Source organism: Agrococcus sp. UYP10 (genome assembly GCF_040547205.1).
Taxonomy (GTDB): domain Bacteria; phylum Actinomycetota; class Actinomycetes; order Actinomycetales; family Microbacteriaceae; genus Agrococcus; species Agrococcus jenensis.
Genome location: NZ_JBEPPG010000001.1, coordinates 1,838,725 through 1,856,166, shown reverse-complemented (window position 1 = coordinate 1,856,166; position 17,442 = coordinate 1,838,725). Strand labels below are relative to the sequence as shown.

The window sequence follows — 17,442 nt, the reverse complement described above, 5'->3', positions numbered from 1 at the left end:
ACGTCAGCCACGTGGCAGCCCGTCGTCGCCGTCCTCGAAGCGCCCGATCTCCGATTGCCCGGCTGCCGACGGGTTCCACCGCTCGGGCGGCGGCACCTCGCCGCGCAGCTCGCCCAGCAGGGCGGCGATCGCGGCCATGAGCCGGTCGGTCGCCTCGTTCATCGCGGCCTGGTCGGTGCGCCCGGCGAAGTCGCTCAGGTCGATCGGCGGGCCGAAGAGGATCTCGATGCGCTTGCGGGGGAAGGGATGGATCGTCTTCCCGTAGCGCGGCATCAGGTGCTGCGTGCCCCAGTGCGCCGCCGGGATGAGCGGCACGCCTGCCTCGAGCGCCATGCGCACCGCGCCGGTCTTGCCCCGCATCGGCCACAGCCCCGGATCGCGAGTGAGCGACCCCTCGGGGTAGATGATCACGCCGAGCTCGTCGCGCACGACCTGCCGCGCGGCCTCCATCGGCGCTCCCTGCGCTGCGCGACCCGCGCGCTCGACGGGGATCTGCCCGGCGGCCGCGAGGATGCGTCCGACCACGGGGATCTTGAACAGGCTCGCCTTGGCCATGAAGCGCGGGATGCGACCCGACTTGTAGATCGCCACGGCCATGATGATCGGGTCGATCTCGCTGTAGTGGTTCGGCGAGAGCACGAAGGCGCCCTTCGCCGGCACGTGCTCATGCCCCCGGATCTCGAGCTTCGCCATGCCCGCGACGGCAGGCAGCACGAGCGCGGCGAGGCCGCGGTAGACCGGCACCCGCTCCGCGCTCGGCGGCTTGCCGGGCAGCGCCATCAGCCCTCCACGTCGAAGTCGGCGCCCAACGTCTCGAGCTTCTCGATGAAGCGCTCGTAGCCGCGGGCGATGATCCCGACGTTCGAGATGCGGCTCGTGCCCTCGGCGGTGAGCGCGGCCACGAGGTGGCTGAAGCCGCCGCGCAGGTCGGGCACCACGACGTCGGCGCCGTGCAGCTGCACCGGCCCCGCGATGACGGCCGAGTGCTGGTAGTTGCGCGCGCCGAAGCGGCACGCGTGGCTGCCGAGGCAGTCGGTGTGGATCTGGATGCGCGCACCCATCTCGACGAGCGCCTCCGTGAAGCCGAAGCGCTGCTCGTAGACCGTCTCGTGCACGATCGAGATGCCGTTCGCCTTCGCGAGGGCGACCACGAGCGGCTGCTGCCAGTCGGTCATGAAGCCGGGGTGCACATCCGTCTCGACCACGACCGGCTTGAGGTCGCCGCCCGGGTGCCAGAAGCGGATGCCGTCATCCTGGATGTCGAAGCGGCCGCCGGCCTTGCGGTAGACGTTGAGGAACGTCGTCATCTCGGGCTGGCGCGCGCCCTCGAGGAAGATGTCGCCGCCGGTCGCGAGCGCCGCGCACGCCCACGAGGCTGCCTCGTTGCGGTCGAAGAGCGCCGTGTGGCTGTAGCCGTAGAGGCGGTCGACGCCCTCGACGCGGATCGTGCGGTCGGTGTCGACCTGGATCTCGGCGCCCATCTTCTGCAGGATCGCGATGAGGTCCATGATCTCTGGCTCGACCGCGGCGTTCTTGAGCTCGGTGCGGCCCTTCGCGCGCACGGCGCCCAGCAGCACCTGCTCGGTCGCGCCGACCGACGGGTAGGGCAGCTCGATCTTCGCGCCGTGCAGGCCGTTCGGGGCCGACATGCGGATGCCGCTCGGCAGCTTCTCGACGACGGCGCCGAAGTTGCGCAGCACCTCGAGGTGGAAGTCGATCGGGCGGTCGCCGATGTGGCAGCCGCCGAGGTCGGGAATGAACGCCTCGCCGAGCTGGTGCAGCAGCGGCCCGCAGAAGAGGATCGGGATGCGGCTGGAGCCGGCGTGCGCGTTGATCGACGTCTCGTGCGCCGTGCGGACGTTCGCGGGGTCCAGCGTGAGCGTGTCTCCGTCGCGCACGACGGTGACACCGTGCAGCTCGAGCAGCCCCTGCACGACGCGCACGTCGCTGATCTCGGGCACGCTGCGCAGCTCGCTCGGCGTCTCGCCCAGGAGCGCAGCGACCATCGCCTTGGTGACGAGGTTCTTCGCGCCCTTCATCTGGATGCGGCCGTTGAGCGGCTTGCCGCCGCGCACGGTGATGCGGTCGACGTTCATGCCGACGGCTGCGCCGGCATTCTTCGAGAACTCGGTCAGGTTCACGCTGTTCCTTCCCTGACGGGCTGCGTCGTGGGCATCCACGCCGGTCGGTTGGCTTCGAACGCGGTGATCGCGTCCTCGTCTCGGAGGGTCAGGGCGATGTCGTCGAGGCCCTCGAGCAGGCGCCAGCGAGTGTAGTCATCGATCTGGAAGTCGTGCGTGACGCCACCCGCGGTCGCGGTGCGCGCCTCGAGGTCGACGGTCACGGGCTCGCCCGGGTTCGCCTTCGCGACCGCCCAGAGCGCCTCCATGGCGCTCTCGGAGATCTGCCCGACCAGCAGCCCCTGCTTGCCCGCGTTGCCGCGGAAGATCTCGCCGAAGCGCGGGCCGAGCACGGCGGTGATGCCGAAGTCGCGCAGCGCCCAGACGGCGTGCTCGCGGCTCGAGCCGGTGCCGAAGTCGTGGCCGACGACGAGCACGCCGCCGTGGCGGTAGGGCTCCTGGTTGAGCACGAACGTCGGGTCCTGGCGCCACGAGTGGAAGAGGGCGTCGTCGTAGCCCGTCTTCGTGACGCGCTTGAGGAACACCGCGGGGATGATCTGGTCGGTGTCGACGTTCGATCGCTCGAGCGGGATGATCGGCCCGGTCAGCGTACGGATCTTGTCCATGTCAGGCCTCCTCGGTCTGCTGGCCGTGCTGGGTGTCCTGCGTGTTCTGGCTCTGTGCCTGCAGATCCCAGGGGCTCGACAGCGTGCCGCGGATCGCGGTCGCCGCCGCGACGAGCGGCGACACGAGATGCGTGCGGCCGCCCTTGCCCTGGCGGCCCTCGAAGTTGCGGTTCGAGGTCGACGCGCAGCGCTCACCGGGGGCGAGCTGGTCGGGGTTCATGCCGAGGCACATCGAGCAGCCGGCGAAGCGCCACTCGGCGCCGAAGTCCTTGAACACCTTGTCGAGCCCGGCGGCCTCCGCCTCGAGGCGCACCCTGGCCGAGCCCGGCACGACCATGACGCGCACGCCATCCGCCTTCTTCTGGCCGCGGATGATGTCGGCGGCCGCCGTGAGGTCCTCCATGCGCGAGTTCGTGCACGAGCCGATGAAGACGGTGTCGACCGGGATCTCCTTGAGCTTCGTGCCGGGAGCGAGGTCCATGTACTCGAGCGCGCGCTCGGCGGCGGCGCGGTCGTTGGGGTCCTCGAACGACGCCGGGTCGGGCACCACGCCCGAGAGCGACGCGCCCTGGCCGGGGTTCGTGCCCCAGGTGACGAAGGGCTCGAGCAGGTCGGCGTCGATCGTGATCTCGTTGTCGAAGACCGCGTCGTCGTCGGTCGGGAGCGTGCGCCAGTACTCGAGCGCGGCATCCCAGTCGGCGCCCTTCGGCGCGTGCGGCTTGTCCTTGACGTAGGCGAAGGTCGTCTCGTCGGGTGCAACCATGCCGGCGCGGGCGCCGGCCTCGATGGACATGTTGCAGATCGTCATGCGGCCCTCGATCGAGAGGGCGCGGATGGCGCTGCCGCGGTACTCGAAGACGTAGCCGGCGCCGCCGCCGGTGCCGATCTTCGCGATCACGGCGAGGATGATGTCCTTCGCCGTGACGCCGGGGCGCAGGGTGCCCTCGACGTTGATCGCCATCGTCTTGAAGGGCTTGAGCGGGAGCGTCTGCGTCGCCATGACGTGCTCGACCTCGCTCGTGCCGATGCCGAACGCCATCGCGCCGAACGCGCCGTGGGTCGACGTGTGCGAGTCGCCGCACACGACCGTGACGCCGGGGAGCGTGAGCCCGAGCTGCGGGCCCACGAGGTGCACGATGCCCTGCTCCTTGTCGCCGAGCGAGTGGATGCGCACGCCGAACTCCGCGGCGTTGTGGCGCAGCGTCTCGATCTGCTTGCGGCTCGTCGGGTCCTGGATGGGCTTGTCGATCTCGAGCGTCGGCGTGTTGTGGTCCTCGGTCGCCACGGTGAGGTCGGTGCGCCGGAGGCCGCGGCCCGCCTGGCGGAGGCCGTCGAAGGCCTGCGGGCTCGTCACCTCGTGGACGAGGTGGAGGTCGATGTAGATGAGGTCGGGTGTGCCGTCGGCACCCTTGACGACGACGTGGTCGTCCCACACCTTCTCTGCGAGCGTCCTGCCCATTTCCGTCTCCCCAGCACTTGTCGACCGCGACCGGCCATCTCCCGAGTCTACGCGTGGGTGCGATCCGCTCCCCTGACGGCGAACACCCTCGGCACGGCGCCGCATTCCCGGCGGCCTGCGCGACGTACAGTGCTCCCATGCCCATCGCCGACGCATCCGTCTGGGCGGACGGCGCCCGCGTGGCCGATCCCGTGCCGTTCGACCGGGTGTTCGAGACCGCCGCGGAGCGAGGCGGGTTCGCGTGGGTCGACCTCGTCGACCCGACGGAGGCGGAGCTGCGGCAGGTGGCCGACGAGCTCGACCTGCACCACCTGCTCGTCGAGGACGTCATCTCGCGCGGGCAGCGGCCGAAGCTCGAGCCCTACGGCGACACCGAGTACTGCGTCGTGCACCGGGTCGAGGCGCGGGGCGACGGTGACGATGACGAGTTCGTCGGCCGCGAGGTGCACGCGATCCTGAGCGAGCGGTGCATCGTCACGGTCTCGTGGCACGGCGACGACGCCCCCACCCGCGTGCGCGAGCGCTTCGAGCGCGGCATCGCGCCGCTCGAGCTCGCGCCCCGCACCGTGCTCTACGCGATCCTCGACGACATCGCCGACGCCCACGAGCGGCTGGCGATGGCCGTGCACGGGCAGATCGAGGGCGTCGAGGACATCTTCTTCGGCGAGGAGCACCCGCCGACCGTCGAGATCTACCGCGCGATGCGCCGGGTGCTGACGCTGCAGCGCGCCGCGGATCCGATGAGCGACGTCGTCTCGCGGGTCGCCGCGCGCGTCGGCGACGACCAGCTCGAGCTGCGGCGCCACCTCCGCGACGTCGACGACCACGCCCGGCGCACCGCGACCCGGCTGAGCGGCGACCGCGACCTGCTCGCGAGCATGCTGCAGCTCGCCTCCGCGCGCGTCGCCGAGCGGCAGAACGACGAGCTGCGCTCGATGACCGAGCACCAGATCGAGCAGAACGACCAGACGAAGAAGGTCACGTCGTGGGCCGCGATCCTCTTCGCGCCGACGCTCATCGCCGGCATCTACGGCATGAACTTCACCCACATGCCCGAGCTGCACTGGCTGCTCGGCTACCCGTTCGCGATCGTCCTCATGCTCGCCTTCGCGGGGGTGCTGTACCTCGTCTTCAGGCGGCGCCGCTGGTTGTAGGCCGCACTGGCCGCGGGCAGACGCACTGGCCGCGCCTGGGCTCGGAGGTGCACGATGGTCGCATGACCGCTCCCCTCACGATCGCCGTCACCGGCGGTGCCGGCCAGATCGGCTACCAGCTGCTGTTCCGCATCGCCGCCGGCGACATGCTCGGCCACGGCCAGCCCGTGCGGCTGCGCATCCTCGAGGTGCCGCAGGCGATGGCGGCGCTCGAGGGCGTCGTCATGGAGCTGCAGGACGCCGCCTTCCCGCTGCTCGCGTCGGTCGACACGACGTCGGATGCGTCGGTCGCCTTCGAGGGCGCCGACCACGCGCTGCTCGTCGGCGCCCGGCCCCGCGCGAAGGGCATGGAGCGGTCCGACCTGCTCGCCGCGAACGGGGCGATCTTCGCCGCCCAGGGCCGCGCGATCCAGGACGGCGCGAGCGACCGCATCCGCATCACCGTGACGGGCAACCCGGCCAACACGAACGCGCTCATCGCCGCGGCGGCCGCCCCCGACATCCCGCGCGAGCGCTTCTCGGCGCTCACCCGGCTCGATCACAACCGCGCGATCGCGCAGCTCGCCGCGAAGACCGGCGCGCCGGTCGCCGACGTGCGGCGGATGATCGTGTGGGGCAATCACTCGGCGACGCAGGTGCCTGACATCACGCACGCGACCGTCGGCGGCGAGCCGGCGGTGGACCTCGTCGAGCGCGAGTGGGTGAAGGGCGAGTTCGTGCCGACCGTCGCCAACCGCGGCGCGGCGATCATCGAGGCGCGCGGCGCCTCGTCGGCCGCGTCCGCGGCGGCGGCCACGATCGACCACGTGCGCGACTGGGCACGCGGCACGGCCGATGGCGACTGGACCTCGATGTCGGTCATCTCGCGCGGCGAGTACGGCGTGCCCAAGGGGCTCGTGTCGTCATTCCCGGTCACGACCGCCGACGGCGACTGGACGATCGTCGAGGGCCTCGAGCTCGACCCCGACGTCGAGGCGCAGGTGCGCGCATCCGTCGCCGAGCTCGACGACGAGCGGACGCAGGTGCGGGCGCTCGGCCTGCTGGGCTGAGCGCCTCTCGCGATCAGCCGAGGATGTCGCCGAGCCAGCCGCCGCGGCTGCGGCGCTGCTGCTGGTCGTAGCGCCCGCGCTGCCCGTTGGAGCGCTCCTGCACCATGCGGAGGGCCTTGTCGGCGAGCTTGCCGACGGCGTCGCTCGAGCCGGACTGCTGGCCGGGCTGCTGGCCGTACGGCTGCTGGCCGTAGGGCTGCTGGCCGCCACTCTGCTGCCCATACGGCTGCTGGTGTCCATACGACTGGTGCCCGTGGCCCTGCTGCTGGCCGTGGCCCTGGCCGTAGGGCTGCTGCTGACCGGCGGAGGGCTGCTGGGCGTAGTCCGGCTGCTGCTGCTCGGCGCGCTCGATGATCTTGTCGAGCTCACCGCGGTCGAGCCAGATGCCTCGGCACTCCGGGCAGTAGTCGATCTCGATGCCGCTCCGCTCGCTCATCACCAGGGTCGCTGCGTCGTTCGGGCACTGCATGGGCGTCTCCTTCCAGACGCGACGAGCCTGACGCATCCGCCTGTGGCCGAGCCCAGTGCCTGCCGCGTGCCGCCGCAAGCCCGTGCTTGTCCGCATCCGAGGCGCACCCTATGCTCGTACTCAGTAGTTGAAGCCGGTGTTCAGATATAGAACGCTACGAGACGATGTCGTCCGACGTCCCACAGAGAAGTGAGGCAGCTGCCGTGCAGTTCCACCACCACGGATACGTGTCCACCGACCCGCGCATGCAGCCCGCCGCAGGCATCGGCCTCGACCGGCCGACGACGCTCCCCGACGAGGTCGACGTGCTCATCGTCGGGACGGGGCCCGCCGGCATGATCACCGCCGCGCAGGTCGCGCAGTTCCCCGACGTCAACGTGCGCATCATCGAGCGCCGACCCGAGCGGCTCGCGATCGGGCAGGCCGACGGCATCCAGGCACGCAGCGTCGAGACCTTCCAGGCGTTCGGCTTCGCCGAGCACATCACCGCGGAGGCGTACCGGATCACCGAGATGGCCTTCTGGGGCCCCGACCCCGAGGACCCGTCGCGCATCGTCCGCGGTGCGACGCCCGACGACGACCCCGCGGGCATCAGCGAGTTCCCGCACCTCATCGTCAACCAGGCGCGCGTGCTCGACTACTTCGCCGAGGCGGCGCGGTTCGCCCCCGGCCGCGTCGAGCCCGACTACGGCTACGAGTTCAAGACCCTCGAGGTGACCGACGAGGGCGAGTTCCCCGTTGTCGTGACCCTCTCCCACACCTCCGGCGACCGGAAGGACGAGGAGCGGATCATCCGCGCCAAGTACGTCGTCGGCGCGGACGGCGCCCGCAGCGCGGTGCGCTCAGCGATCGGCTGCACGCTCGCGGGCCAGTCGGCGAACCACGCGTGGGGCGTCATGGACGTGCTCGCGGTGACGGACTTCCCCGACATCCGCACGAAGTGCGCGATCCAGTCGGCGTCGGGCGGCAACATCCTGCTCATCCCCCGGGAGGGCGGCTACCTCTTCCGCATGTACGTCGACCTCGGCGAGGTGCCAGAGGACGACCGCGGCGCCGTGCGCAAGACCACGGTCGAGCAGATCATCGCCAAGGCGAACGCGATCATCGCGCCGTACACGCTCGACGTGCGGAACGTGGCGTGGAGCAGCGTCTACGAGGTGGGTCACCGGCTCACCGACCGCTTCGACGACGTGCTCGCCGACGAGCGCGGCACCCGGACCCCGCGCGTCTTCATCGCCGGCGACGCGTGCCACACGCACAGCGCGAAGGCCGGCCAGGGCATGAACGTGTCGATGCAGGACGGCTTCAACATCGGCTGGAAGCTCGGCCACGTGCTCGACGGCCGCGCGCCCGAGTCGCTGCTCGACACCTACTCGCTCGAGCGGCAGGTGGTCGCGCAGGCGCTCATCGACTTCGACAAGGAGTGGTCGACGCTCATGGCGAAGCCGGTGAGCGAGCTCGGCAGCCCGCAGGAGGTCGCCGAGTTCTACACGCGCACGGCGGAGTTCCCGGCCGGCTTCATGACGCAGTACGAGCCGTCGATGATCGTCGGCAGCCCCGAGCACCAGGAGCTCGCGACCGGCTTCCCGATCGGCAAGCGCTTCAAGTCGGCGCGCGGCGTCAAGGTGTGCGACACGAACCCGGTGCACATCGGCCACTTCCACCAAGCGGACGGCCGCTGGCGCATCTACGCCTTCGCCGACAGCGCTGCCCCCGGTCAGGGCTCGGCGCTCGCCGCGTGGGCTGAGTGGCTCGCGCACGACCCGCAGTCGCCCATCGCCGTGCACACGCCCGCGGGCCGCGACACGAGCGCGCTCTTCGACGTGCGGGCGATCTACCAGCAGGGCCACCACGACATCGACCTCAACGACGTGCCGGAGGCGTTCAAGCCGATCGTCGGACCGTTCGAGCTCATGAACCTCGAGAACGTCTACGCGACGCTCCCCGACGACGACATCTTCGACGTGCGCGGCATCTCGCGCGACGGCGCCGTCGTGGTCGTGCGGCCCGACCAGTACGTCGCGCACGTGCTGCCGCTCGCGGCGACGGACGAGCTGGCGGCGTTCTTCCGCGGGGCGCTGACCGCCCTTCGATAGGGCTTCACCGAGTTTATCGAGACGGATCGAGATCGCCCTTCCTCGACATAGCGCTCGGCGTCGGCGTCTCAGTCAAGCTCGAGTTTCTGCAGCATCCCGGCAGCGGTACGCGCGTGAGTCGCATGCTGCTGAGGACCGGGCGTCGAGAAGATTCTCGCCGCGACCTCAATGAGTTTCTTCGCCTCTCCCACCGAAGGATCATGCCGTTCGGCAGCAGTCTCGATTAGAGAGAGCGCCAACATTATCGCATCGTTCGCATATTCGGCATGGTCCTCGCCGTAAAGCACTGCGTCAGACTCCAGCGCACCCCTGGCGAACGTCACGGCGCCCCGAGGGTCACCAACGAGTCGACAGAGGCCAGCCATCTGAATCCATAGCGCGTTCCGCCAACCGAGTGCTCGCTTCATCTCTCGCTCTTGCGCCGGAAGCCGCTCAAGTCGAGCAACGCCCTCCGAGAGTTCGCTCTTTAGCAAAAGGAGTGCGAGCCGAGGTGGCGTCGACTCGCTTTCAATCGCGATCCCGGCGCGGTGAACGAGTCGCTCCGCATGCCACACAGCTTGGTAGAACGGACTAATTCCGTAGATGAGTTCCTCGTTGGAGTCGAAGATCTCTGGTAAGCCATCCGCAAGCAGCTTTTCTGCCGCAGGGAGGTCTCCGACCGACCGAGCAGCGGCGACCGATATCCACTTGCTATTCACTCCGATAACATCCGAAATTGCTGGTCTCTCATACTTGACAGCGATCGGTCGATCTCTCCAGTTCAACCAGTCGTTTACCTCACGCTCAAACAGGAAAGTCTGGGTTTGGCTGACATATTCCTCCAGCGACGGCGCTCCGCCCAGGGCCGCGAGAATGGCGAAGCCACGTTCGAGCATGTCGAGTCCGACCGGAACGTCTCCCAGTGAGATTTCTGCCCAAGCCCCGACCCGCAGTAGAGCGCTCGCGGGAAGCGACGTCGAGGCATCTTCAAGCTGATCAAGCAAGGCGAGCCCGCTCGCCGCGGCTGAGCGCACGCCAACCAGGTCGCCCGCCTCCCAACGACTCTTCGCGACTAGCGACCAATACGAGCACTGTTCTTCAGGGTCAAGATCGACCTCGACATCAGCGTATTGCCGCTCGAGGCTATTGACGTACTCCCGACTGCGAGTGACCGTATCGACGGCAAAAAGCATGTGGCCGATACGCACCCCGGTGGACCATGCCGCACCGCTACCGTCATCTCCCTGCAAAGCGAAGAGTCTACCGAGCAAGCCCACCGCACTCTCGCGCAGGTCCAGTTCATTCATAAGATTGGCCAGTTGCACTACCGCATCGTCGAAGCTCGCACGGTCGATGTCACGATATTCGTCCGTTTCGCTTGTTTGCAACCAGGCGGCGCAGTAGTAGTAAACGATCTCTCTCGAGTAGCGGCCGAGGCTTGCAGCGGTCTTGGCGCTTCCCAAGCATGCTCTCACCACGCGACGCTGCTCTTGAGGGTTCAACTCGCGCCAGCAATAGGCGGTAAGAAGTCTCGACGCGCTGACCATCCCGCTTGCAACGTCGATGAGATCCAGGCTTTGCAGGCTCTGCTTTGCATGCGCAAACGTATCGCCGAACGCGTCCGGGACGGCTTCAAAAGTCGCAGCCGTCAACAACCCGGCCACACCCATTAACTGCACATCCAAGACCCGGCCCTGCATGACATGGAGCGATGCAAGGAGTAGCCTGCCGTCGAATGCGGCGCTTTGTCGAAATTCATCCAGAACACGTGCCCACACCGCATTCTGCGTACGATTGGATACGGATCGTTCTAGCGGCACACCGAGCACGAGAGCGGGGTCTGCCAGGATGGCTCGCAGTGACGCATCTCCCGCCGACCCAGCCCGGCGCACGAGCGCGGCTGCCACACGAGCCGTCTCCGGGAGACCCCTGAGAATCTTCGCCAGCGGGTCAAGAACCGACACGTCGAAGTCCGGCAACTCTGCGGCCAAGAGTTCCAGGATTGACTCCTCTTCCAACGCCGGGAGGTGCAGGGCCGCGTCGTATTCATCGCCTACTGCCCTTCCGGTGGTTAGCAGGAGCACACCAGCATCGGGCTCGCAAGCTGCTGCTAGTCGTTCGATCAAGTCGGACCGATCGAGATCGCATACGATGAGCGTGAGCTCGGGCTGCGCCCGCAACAATCTGCCGACCACAGATGCGATGTCTCCGTACGGATTGACGCCCCGACTCTGTGCCAGTGCGCGAACCGCCGTGCTGAGTTGATCGGACGATGAATACGTCACGGCGTACGTCGTATTGAGCGACCGCTCGCGCATACTCCACTGACGCGCCAGCTCGAAGCGACCAGACAACTCCGGGCCCGCGACCAAAGCCATGCCACAGGCTGAAACGGCGCGCGAGAGTTCCGATAGATCGTCGCTGCGGCCTACGAAGCAGGCCGGCAACGCGCGGTGGTCCACGGCAGCGACGAACAGTGACGTCGGGCTGACGAAGCTCAGCATCAAGAACGGATCGAGCATGGCTACCGCATCTTCTGCGCCTGCCAGTCGCGCGGCGTGCGACTTCAGCTCATGCTCAACCGCCTCATGGTTGGCGGTGAGACGCGCCAGCGCACCGCGTTGCAAGTCAATGTCGTCGACTGCTTGATCCAAGCGCAAACCGAAGTGCTTAGGCGCTCGCCTGATTTCCGCCGCGATCCAGTCGCACACTATTCGGACGATGCTTTCGATGCTATCTCGGGTCGCCGCATCCTCCATCACCGGACCCAGCGCCTCCCGCACGCGCGTCAGCACGAGCTCCAGAAACAGAGAGGCGCTGTTAGTCGCTCGCACCAAATCGTCATCAATCTTCAGCGATCGCAGCGCCGTCTCAGCGGCGTCCACCAGTGCACTACGATCGTGCCCGCTGAGAGCGTTGAACTTGTTATTAATGAGTGCGGAAACGCGACTCCTCACTTGCTTCAAGTTCGGCTGGTAGTCCGTTCGGATGCTAGCCATAACGACGTTCACGAAGCCCGCACTGACTGCGGCATTCAGTAGCGTGCCGAACAACTCAACAGACGCCATCGCGATGGCCTGTGCCCGGGCTTGTCCCACGCGCTCATTATGGCCATTCACGGCCACGTCCGCGACTGCTGGATCGTCCGCAACGGCCCAGCTTGTTCTGCCCACGCTGGATTCCGAGGGGTCACGGCGGCAGACCTCACGGCACAGGGAAGCGCCCGAGTCGACACCATGGGCGACGCGCCCCGAACAGCGAAGCGCCCCCGGTCGATGACCGGGGGCGCTGTCTCACTGTGACCCCAGCGGGATTCGAACCCGCGTTACCGCCGTGAGAGGGCGGCGTACTAGGCCGCTATACGATGGGGCCGGTGTCGCTGTCCTGCGAAAGCAACCTGGATAGTGTGCCACACGGATCGCCGCAGTTCCAAATCGGGTGGGTTGCGTCTCCCCCGCGTGCCTCTGCGGGCGCGTCGGCGCGGGTCCGCGCACGCCGTTGCCGGGACGGATGGGCGGGCCTTGGGTTGCCATGCGGACGTGCCGCCAAGAGGCCGGGAGGCGGCATTTCGGTGCCGCGAAAGACGGGCGGCCCGGGTTGCGGTACGGAAGTGTCGCCTCAGGGCCGCACAGGCGACACTTCGGTGCCCCAAACGACGGGTCGGCACAGGTTGCGGTACGAAAGTGTCGTCTCGGGGGCGCGCAGGCGACACTTCGGTACCGCAAACGAGAGACGCGGCCGGGTTGCGGTACCGAGGTGTCGTCTCGGGGCCGCGGAGGCGACGCTTCGGTACCGCAAACGGGCGGGGGCGGTCACGGAAGACCCCGCCGCCTCAGGGCAGGCGGTGCACCTGCAGGGCGCCCGGCATCACGCTGCAGCGCACCGGCAGCCGACCGACGATCTCGCCGTCGGCGCAGACGATCACCGTCTCGTCGCTCGCGATCTCGGCGGTCTCGCAGTCGACGACCGTGACGCGCCGATCGCTCGTGTGCGTGCCGCGCAGCACCCGCGCGAGCAGCGCGAGGAACGCCGGGTACCGCAGCTCGTCGGCGAAGACGGCGGTGAGTCGACCGTCGCGCATCGACGCGTCCGGCGCGATGGGGATGCCGCCGCCGAAGGTGCGGTTGTTCGCGATCGCGGCGACGAGCGTGCGCCAGGTGCGCTCCGCTCCCCCGTCGAGCCGCACCCGGAACGTGCGATGCTGCGGCCGCAGCACCGTCGCGAGGATCGACGCCCGGTAGCGGATGCGGCTCGGCACGCGGGTGAACCGGAACGACCGCACGTTGACGTCGGCATCGAACCCGACCGAGACGACGCCCGCGGCGATGGTCACGCCGTCGGGGTGCTCGATGCGGAGGAGGTCGACGCGGTCGGGCTCGGACGCGAGCATGGCCTCCAGCCCGTCGAGGGCCGCCTGCAGCGACCCGATCCCGAGGCCCGCCGCGAAGTCGTTGCCGCTGCCCGCCGGGATCACGACCAGCCGCTTCGACGTGCCGCCGACAATGTTGACCCCGAGGTGCACCATGCCGTCGCCGCCCACGACGACGAGGGCATCCGCTCGGATCATCGCGAAGCGCGTCTGCTCGAGCTGGCCCGCGTAGTCGGCCGCGGCGATGTGCTCGACCTCGTTGCCGAGATCCGCGATGCGTGCCGCGACGATCGCGCCGAGCGCGCCGTTGCGGCCGAAGCGGGCGGTGGGGTTCGAGGCGACGACGATGCGCACGCGACAGAGCCTAGGGGCGGGCGGGAGCCATACGAGTGCGCGCCGACGGTCGCGAGCGCATATCGTGGAGCGCATGCGAGTGACGAAGCGAGAGCACGCCTGCATGATCCTCGACGAGGAAGGGCAGCAGCTCGTCATCGACCCGGGCAACCAAACGGGTGCGGTCGTCGCGCGTGGCCTGGTCGCGATCGTGATCACGCACGAGCACGCAGACCACTGGGACGTGCCGCACCTCGAGGCGCTGCGCGCCGCCCACCCGTCGGCGCGCATCTTCGCGCCCGCCGGCGTCGCCGCCGCGGCCGAGGGCTTCGACATCACCGTGGTCGAGGCGGGCGAGCGCGTGACGGCCGGCCCGTTCCGGCTGCGCTTCTTCGGCGGCACGCACGCCGAGATCCACCGCACCATCCCGCTCGTCGACAACCTCGGCGTGCTCGTGAACGAGCGCTTCTACTACCCGGGCGACTCCTACGCGACGCCCGACGTGCCGGTCGCCGTGCTCGCGACGCCGGCGGGCGCCCCGTGGCTGAAGATCGGCGACGTGATCGACTTCGTCACCGAGGTCGCCCCGCGCGCGACCTTCGCCGTGCACGACGCGCCGCTCTCGCCCATGGGCCTCGGCATGGCCCACGGCCGCATCGAGGCCGCCGTGCAGGAGGGCGGCGGCGAGCACCACCGACTGGAGCCCGGCGACTCGATCGAGGTCTAGTGCCGCACCCGCTCCCAGGGGCGGCGCCCGCATGATCGACCCCGTCACGCTGCTGCTCTACGCCGCAGCGCTGCTCACCGCGACCGTCGCCCAGCGCGTCATCGGCCTCGGGTTCGGCCTCATCATGGGCCCGGTCTCGGTGATGGTCGCCGGCCCCATCGCGGCCGTGCCGCTCAACTGCATCTTCGCGACCGTCGGCTGCGCGCTCATGCTGCCGGGCGTCTGGCGCGACGTCGACTGGCGCCGCCTCGCCTGGCTCGTGCTGCCGGCGATCCCCGCGAGCGTCGCGGGGCTGCTGCTCGCGCGCACGGTGCCGGCGGATGCGCTGCGCATCGCCGTCGGCGTCGTCACGATCGCGGGCCTGCTGCTGTCGCTCGCCTTCACCCGCTCCCGGCACACGCTCGACGGCCCGGCGACGCGCATCACCGCCGGGCTCGCCATCGGCGGGCTCAACGCGGCGGTGGGCGTCGGCGCGCCGCCGGTCGGCGCGTACGCGCTCGTCAGCCGCTGGACGCCGCGCACGATGGCCGCGACGATGCAGCCGTTCTGGGTCGTGCTCAACCTCTCGACGCTCGCCGGGCGCGAGCTGCTCGTGCCGCAGGGGTTCCCCGAGTGGCCGTGGTGGGCGTGGCTCGGGGCGTCGGCGGCCGCCGCCCTCGGCACCCTGCTCGCGCACCGGATCGCCCACCTCGTGCCCGAGCGCGCGGCGCGCGTCACGATCGTCGTGCTGTCGCTCGCCGGCGGCGCCGCCGTCATCGCGAGCGGCGTCGCCGGGCTCCTCGCGGCCTCCTGACGGCGGCCGGCGCCGAGCCCACCCGGCGCCGGCGCCGTCGGCCCGTCCCCGGGCTACGCGATCAGCGCCCGCACGACGCCGAGCGCGGCCATCTGCCCGGCGGCAGCGCTCGCGATGACCGAGTGGCCGGGGCCGGCGGTCGCCCGGTGCGCGGCGTCGCCCGCGGCGAAGACCCGCGGCACGCTCGTGGCGCCCACCTCGTCGACCTCGATCGCGCCGTCCGGCAGCATCGCGCATCCGAGCGTCGCCGGCAGCGCCGAGCGCTGCACCCACGCGCCGCCGGTCAGCACGCCGTCGCACGGCAGCACGTCGCCGTCCTCGAGCCGGATGCCGACGAGCCGCCCGTCCCGCTCCTCCACGCCGACCGCGCGGCGCGCGTCGACCGCGATGCCGAGCGGCTCGAGCCCGGCGACGACCTCGCGGTCGAGCGGCACACCGTCGGTCAGCCACGTGAGGTGCTCGGCGACGCCCGCCATCATCCGCAGCGGGTGCTCGCGCTGCGGCTCACCGCCCAGCACGATCACCCGCTCGCCCAGCTCGTGGCCGTGGCAGAAGGGGCAGTGCGCAACCTGCCCGCCCCAGTGCCGAGCGAGCCCCGGCAGCGGCAGCGGCAGGTCGGCGACGCCGGTCGCGAGGATCAGGTGGCGGGCCCGCAGCCGAGCGCCGTCCGCGAGCTCGACGCGCACCTCGTCGTCGGTCGCGCGGGCGTCCACCACAGCGCCGTCCACGAGCTGCACCGTGCCGCCTGATGCCGTGCCGTAGGCGCCGAGCTGCTCGCGCGCGATTGCGCGGAACTCGGCGGGCGGTGTGCCGTCGTGCGTGACGACGTTCTGCATGTGGGCCGCGGCGGCGTTGCGCCCCGGCCCCTCGTCGACGAGCGCGACGGTGCGGTGCACCCGCGCGAGGGTGAGGGCGGCCTGCAGCCCGGCGGGGCCGCCGCCGAGGACGATGCAGTCGAGGAGCTCGGTGTCAGGAGTTGCCATGTGCACCAGGATGTGACTTCATGTCGACATGAGGTCAAGTCTGCTGTCGATCGGCGAGCTCGCGAGCGAGTTCGGGCTCGAGCCGCACGTGCTGCGGCACTGGGAGTCGGAGGGCGTGCTGGCGCCGACGACGCGCGTCGGCGGCAAGCGGCGCTACGACGACGCGGCGCGGATGCGCATCGGCACCATCCTGCGCGGCCAGGACGCGGGGATGTCGCTCGCCGCCATCCGCGCCGTGCTCGCCACCTCGAGCGCAGCCGAGCGGCACGCGATGCTCGCCGATCAGGTGGCCGCGCTCGAGCAGCGGCAGGCGGAGCTCGAGGCGGCGCTCGCGGTCGTCCGCCACCTGCAGTCGTGCGAGCACAGCGACTTCGCGCAGTGCCCCGGCTTCCGTGAGCTCATCACCGCGGAGCCGCAGCCGATCGCGCACTCGCCGCGGGTGCACGCTCGCGCCCGACGCGAACGAGCCGCTATCTGAACGCCCTGTTCTATGCTTGCGACACGCGCTCGGCACGTGCGATGACGAGCGGGAGCGACACGGAAGCGAGCGACGATGCCCGAGCCCCGCACAACCCCCGCGAAGGGCGCCGGCGGCGCGGGTGACACGAGCGGCTCCCAGACGCTCTCCCGCGGCCTGACCGCCCTCGCGCTGCTCGCGGATCACGGCAGCCAGACGATCCAGTCGCTCGCCGATCTGCTGGGCGTGCACCGCTCGGTGGCCTACCGGCTCGTCCGCACGCTCGAGGAGCATCGGCTCGTCGTGCGCGCCGGCGGCCTGCTCTCGCTCGGACCGCAGCTCGTCGTGCTCGCGCGCGACGTCGAGCACGACCTGCAGTCGGCGTCCCTCCCCCACCTGCAGCAGCTCGCCGACGAGCTGGGCATGACCGCGTTCCTGACGGTGCGCGACGGCGACGACGCCGTCACGCTCGTGACGGCCGTGCCGCGCGGGGTGAACGCATCCGTCGCCCAGCACCCCGGCCACCGCCACCCCATCGCGCTCGGCGCGCCCGGCATCGCGATCCAGGCGATGCTCGACGACGCCGTCTGGCGCGAGCTCGGGCACGACGAGCCGATGCACCCCGAGGTCGCCTCGGTGCGCTCGCGCGGCTGGGCGGTGAGCGCCAACGAGGTGATCCAGGGCATCACCTCGGTGGGCGCCCCCATCCGCGACCGCCGGTCGACGGATGCCTCCGTCGCCGTCGTGACCGTCGGCCAGCCGGACACCGACGCGCTCGGGCGCGCCGTGGTGGCGACGGCCGCCGCGATCGCCGCCGACCTGCGCTGA

Annotated in this window: 15 protein-coding genes and 1 tRNA gene; 7 read left to right on the top strand and 9 right to left on the bottom strand. The window is 70.1% G+C overall.

Translation table 11 applies throughout. The features are described 5' to 3' along the window. Nucleotides 1-3: 3 nt before the first annotated feature. The 4 genes from ABIB37_RS09150 to leuC are packed head-to-tail and all read right to left on the bottom strand — an operon-like array spanning nt 4 to nt 4,205. Nucleotides 4-780, bottom strand: a complete 777-nt coding sequence (locus ABIB37_RS09150) for a lysophospholipid acyltransferase family protein (RefSeq protein ID WP_123695912.1) — start codon at nt 778-780, stop codon at nt 4-6. Further along, on the bottom strand, nt 780-2,096 hold the full coding sequence (gene murA, locus ABIB37_RS09145; protein WP_123698353.1) for a UDP-N-acetylglucosamine 1-carboxyvinyltransferase: 1,317 nt from the start codon (nt 2,094-2,096) through the stop codon (nt 780-782). Before murA ends, ABIB37_RS09150 begins: the two co-directional genes overlap by 1 nt. A gap of 41 nt (nt 2,097-2,137) precedes the next feature. Next, nucleotides 2,138-2,746: a 3-isopropylmalate dehydratase small subunit gene (leuD, locus tag ABIB37_RS09140; RefSeq protein ID WP_123695913.1), complete on the bottom strand. Its 609-nt coding sequence runs from the start codon at nt 2,744-2,746 to the stop codon at nt 2,138-2,140. A gap of 1 nt (nt 2,747) precedes the next feature. Next, complete coding sequence (leuC, locus tag ABIB37_RS09135; protein WP_354259503.1) at nt 2,748-4,205, bottom strand: 3-isopropylmalate dehydratase large subunit; 1,458 nt, start codon at nt 4,203-4,205, stop codon at nt 2,748-2,750. A gap of 137 nt (nt 4,206-4,342) precedes the next feature. On the opposite strand from leuC, the gene ABIB37_RS09130 reads away from it, so the two are divergent. Together ABIB37_RS09130 and ABIB37_RS09125 are read left to right on the top strand one after the other, a co-directional pair. Next, the gene (locus ABIB37_RS09130; RefSeq protein ID WP_354259500.1) at nt 4,343-5,359 is read left to right on the top strand and encodes a magnesium and cobalt transport protein CorA; all 1,017 of its coding nucleotides are present in this window, start codon (nt 4,343-4,345) and stop codon (nt 5,357-5,359) included. A gap of 62 nt (nt 5,360-5,421) precedes the next feature. Then, entirely contained in the window at nt 5,422-6,408 is a 987-nt protein-coding gene (locus tag ABIB37_RS09125; RefSeq protein ID WP_354259498.1) for a malate dehydrogenase, read from the top strand. A gap of 13 nt (nt 6,409-6,421) precedes the next feature. Here the strand turns inward: ABIB37_RS09125 and ABIB37_RS09120 are convergent, their stop codons facing one another. After that, the gene (locus ABIB37_RS09120) at nt 6,422-6,877 is read right to left on the bottom strand and encodes a TFIIB-type zinc ribbon-containing protein (protein ID WP_354259495.1); all 456 of its coding nucleotides are present in this window, start codon (nt 6,875-6,877) and stop codon (nt 6,422-6,424) included. A 203-nt stretch (nt 6,878-7,080) separates the two neighbouring features. On the opposite strand from ABIB37_RS09120, the gene ABIB37_RS09115 reads away from it, so the two are divergent. Continuing rightward, entirely contained in the window at nt 7,081-8,973 is a 1,893-nt protein-coding gene (locus tag ABIB37_RS09115; RefSeq protein ID WP_354259492.1) for an FAD-binding monooxygenase, read from the top strand. Between the two features lie 68 nt (nt 8,974-9,041). Here ABIB37_RS09115 and ABIB37_RS09110 read toward each other — a convergent pair whose 3' ends face one another. The 3 genes from ABIB37_RS09110 to ABIB37_RS09100 all read right to left on the bottom strand — a co-directional run bounded on the left by ABIB37_RS09110 (nt 9,042) and on the right by ABIB37_RS09100 (nt 13,675). Then, on the bottom strand, nt 9,042-12,050 hold the full coding sequence (locus ABIB37_RS09110; RefSeq protein ID WP_354259489.1) for a hypothetical protein: 3,009 nt from the start codon (nt 12,048-12,050) through the stop codon (nt 9,042-9,044). A 201-nt stretch (nt 12,051-12,251) separates the two neighbouring features. Further along, nucleotides 12,252-12,324, bottom strand: a tRNA-Glu gene (locus tag ABIB37_RS09105). A gap of 460 nt (nt 12,325-12,784) precedes the next feature. Next, nucleotides 12,785-13,675, bottom strand: a complete 891-nt coding sequence (locus tag ABIB37_RS09100) for a diacylglycerol/lipid kinase family protein (protein WP_354259487.1) — start codon at nt 13,673-13,675, stop codon at nt 12,785-12,787. A 73-nt stretch (nt 13,676-13,748) separates the two neighbouring features. On the opposite strand from ABIB37_RS09100, the gene ABIB37_RS09095 reads away from it, so the two are divergent. Continuing rightward, entirely contained in the window at nt 13,749-14,381 is a 633-nt protein-coding gene (locus ABIB37_RS09095) for an MBL fold metallo-hydrolase (RefSeq protein WP_354259485.1), read from the top strand. 31 nt (nt 14,382-14,412) lie between these two features. After that, nucleotides 14,413-15,174, top strand: coding sequence for a sulfite exporter TauE/SafE family protein (locus tag ABIB37_RS09090; RefSeq protein WP_354259482.1), 762 nt, complete (start codon nt 14,413-14,415; stop codon nt 15,172-15,174). A gap of 53 nt (nt 15,175-15,227) precedes the next feature. On the opposite strand, the gene ABIB37_RS09085 is transcribed toward ABIB37_RS09090, so the two are convergent. Next, nucleotides 15,228-16,157 carry an NAD(P)/FAD-dependent oxidoreductase gene (locus ABIB37_RS09085; protein WP_354259479.1) on the bottom strand — a complete coding sequence of 310 codons (930 nt, stop codon included), beginning with the start codon at nt 16,155-16,157 and terminating at the stop codon, nt 15,228-15,230. 28 nt (nt 16,158-16,185) lie between these two features. Between ABIB37_RS09085 and ABIB37_RS09080 the strand changes: the two genes are divergently transcribed. Both ABIB37_RS09080 and ABIB37_RS09075 read left to right on the top strand, forming a co-directional pair. After that, nucleotides 16,186-16,635 (top strand): helix-turn-helix domain-containing protein, encoded by a 450-nt coding sequence (locus ABIB37_RS09080; RefSeq protein WP_354259476.1) that lies wholly within the window; start codon nt 16,186-16,188, stop codon nt 16,633-16,635. A 75-nt stretch (nt 16,636-16,710) separates the two neighbouring features. Next, on the top strand, nt 16,711-17,442 hold the full coding sequence (locus tag ABIB37_RS09075) for an IclR family transcriptional regulator (RefSeq protein ID WP_123695925.1): 732 nt from the start codon (nt 16,711-16,713) through the stop codon (nt 17,440-17,442).